The organism is Photorhabdus hindustanensis (assembly GCF_002968995.1).
GTDB lineage: Bacteria > Pseudomonadota > Gammaproteobacteria > Enterobacterales > Enterobacteriaceae > Photorhabdus > Photorhabdus akhurstii.
The window spans coordinates 1-2500 of sequence record NZ_PUWT01000106.1 but is presented as its reverse complement, the minus strand read 5'-3'; the positions used below and the strand labels follow the sequence as shown (position 1 = coordinate 2500).

Below are 2500 nucleotides of genomic sequence, written 5' to 3'. Positions count from 1 at the left end.
GGGAGTTTGTCAGGAAGTATGCCGCTTTCAGTCAAGGGTATGTAACAACCCCTACTGAGTTGCTGAAAACAGGCACTAGCCAGAACAACCTGCCCAAACAGGCGGTTGCCTGAACTCCGAAGCCAACATGAGAATCTGGTCTGGCTTGTGTTTCTGGTAAGTGCTGAAAGTCGAGGTTTGCACAAGGCCAAAACCCGAAAAACAAAGGTCAAGGTCAACGGCGGATCGAGTCACAGAGTACCTAACCTAAGGACAAGGAGAGTGATTTTTAAAATTCTTTATAAATCAATTTGTTACGAGAAAATTTTCGACAGGATCTGTCGGGTTATACCGACAAGATTTGTCGGGTTGGTTTTTAACTTTAAAAATCAGTATGTTACGAGGTTTTATGAGAGGTTTTGTTAGAACATTTAGGCTTGTTGAGTTTGGAAAAAGGTTATCTGAACTGAGTCCATCGGGTCAAAAAATATTCTGGTATTTGGTTGATATCGCTGATTGGAAGCTGGGAAGAGTCGTAACAACACAAGCTGAACTTGCAGAGAGATTCGAAACAACGATCAGGACAGTTGAGAGAGCTGTCAAGGAGCTTACAAAGCACAACTTGATAAAACACAAGAGGGGGATTTACGCAATTAACCCAGAGTTTGTATGGGGAGGTCGAAGCTGGAATATACCCAAAGCATCATATTACACATTGAACGCTGAAAAATTACCCAGCGTTATTGATTTCGCCTCAGCAGCACAGGCGATAAACGGAAAAAAACTTGAGGAGGCCGGGCGGAAGACTTTGAGGGAAATCTCCGCCCGAAAACTTAGAGGAACTTAATCATGTTGAATATACAACCTAAATTAAAACAAGTCACGGCATTAAACATGCTGCGGACTGAATGGAAAAAACACCGAACGTTTTTGCTATCTGCTAGCGTGGGTTTTGGTAAAACAGCGATAGCAGCGTTTATTGCTGACGGATTTGTCAGTCATGGTATGAGAGTGATGTTCGTAGCCCCGTATACGGTACTTCTCGATCAGACTGCGACAAGGTTCGTTGAATACGGACTGCCAGCGGATCAAATCAGCTACGTTTGGCGAAATCATCCACTACATGACCCAGATCGACTAATTCAAATTGCGTCGGCTGATACGCTCATTCGTCGTGAATTTCCAGACAATATCGACCTGTTAATCATTGATGAAGCGCACATGAAGCGCCGTAAACTGTTGGAAATTATCAGAGATAGCGATATTCGCGTCGTGGGTTTATCAGGAACGCCATTTGCGGCATGGATGGGTAAATATTACGAGAAACTGATTAAGCCCACGACGATGAAAGAACTCATCAGTATTGGTGATTTGAGTCAATACGAGTTTTACGCACCCGACAGGCCCGATTTAGCAGGCGTGAAAACGACAAGTTTAGCGGCGTTTGGTAACGATTATAACGAGTCACAAATTGCTGAAATTATGGGTGATTCAACGTTAGTGGGGAATATCGTTAAATTCTGGCTTGAAAATGGCGAAGACCGGCAAACTATCTGTTTTTGTGTGAATGTTAAGCACGCTAACTATGTCACGATGGAATTTAACAAGTCTGGTATTAACGCCGAAGTGATGACAGCAGAAACCCCGCATGACGAACGGCAGTTGATCATCAATCGGTTTGAAAGTGGGGCAACAAAAATCATCGTCAATGTCGGTGTGTTAGTTGCCGGGTTTGACAGTGATGTTCGGTGCATCATCTATGCCCGGCCTACCAAGTCAGAAATCCGATGGGTGCAATGTCTTGGCCGCGGATTACGTACTGCGCCCGGCAAAGAAACCTGCATGATATTCGATCACAGCGGCAGTGTTCATCTTCTCGGCTATCCCGATGATATTGAGTATGACGCATTGCTCTCAAAAAACGACGGTATGAAATCTTCATCAAGTTTTAGCGAGAAAGTCAAACAAGAGAAGATCCCGAAAGAATGCCCTGGCTGTCATTACATGAAACCCGCTGGCGTCTATGTTTGCCCAAAATGCGGTTTCAAGCCGTTAACGGGTGAGAACGTTGATGTTGATGAGTCTCGCGGGCTGAAAAAATTAGGGAAAGGCGACAAGATTTACTCGAAAGAAGAGAAGCAAAGCTGGTGGTCACAAATTAAATATTATCAGCGTGAGCGGGAAAATCAGGGGAAGCCTATTAGTGATGGTTGGTGCGCTCATACTTACAAGAAAAAGTTCGGTGTCTGGCCGCACGGCTTAAGCGATCACTTAATTGAAATTTCACCGGAAGTTTACAACTTCATTCGTTCTAAACAAATCGCGTGGGCAAAGATGCAGGAGAAACAGAAAAATGCGGACAGTAGAAGTAGTCAAGGGGCGGTGGCCTGAAATTTTTGAATACTACGATTTACCCCCCGTTACAGGAAAGAAACATTATGCAGGAGAGTGTCCAGCATGTAAGCGAAAAGGAAAATATCGATGTGATGACAAAAATGGGACGGGATCATGGATATGCAGT

3 protein-coding genes are annotated in these 2500 nt (G+C 44.2%); all 3 read left to right on the top strand.

What is annotated here, in order from left to right; genetic code table 11:
- Positions 1-388: 388 nt before the first annotated feature.
- Entirely contained in the window at positions 389-826 is a 438-nt protein-coding gene (locus C6H66_RS23955) for a replication/maintenance protein RepL (protein ID WP_105396952.1), read from the top strand.
- 2 nt (positions 827-828) lie between these two features.
- Positions 829-2370 carry a DEAD/DEAH box helicase gene (locus C6H66_RS23950; protein WP_105396951.1) on the top strand — a complete coding sequence of 514 codons (1542 nt, stop codon included), beginning with the start codon at positions 829-831 and terminating at the stop codon, positions 2368-2370.
- Positions 2333-2500 (top strand): primase-helicase zinc-binding domain-containing protein (locus C6H66_RS23945; protein ID WP_282183134.1); only part of this gene is annotated, 168 nt, incomplete at its 3' end. The genes C6H66_RS23950 and C6H66_RS23945, both read left to right, overlap by 38 nt.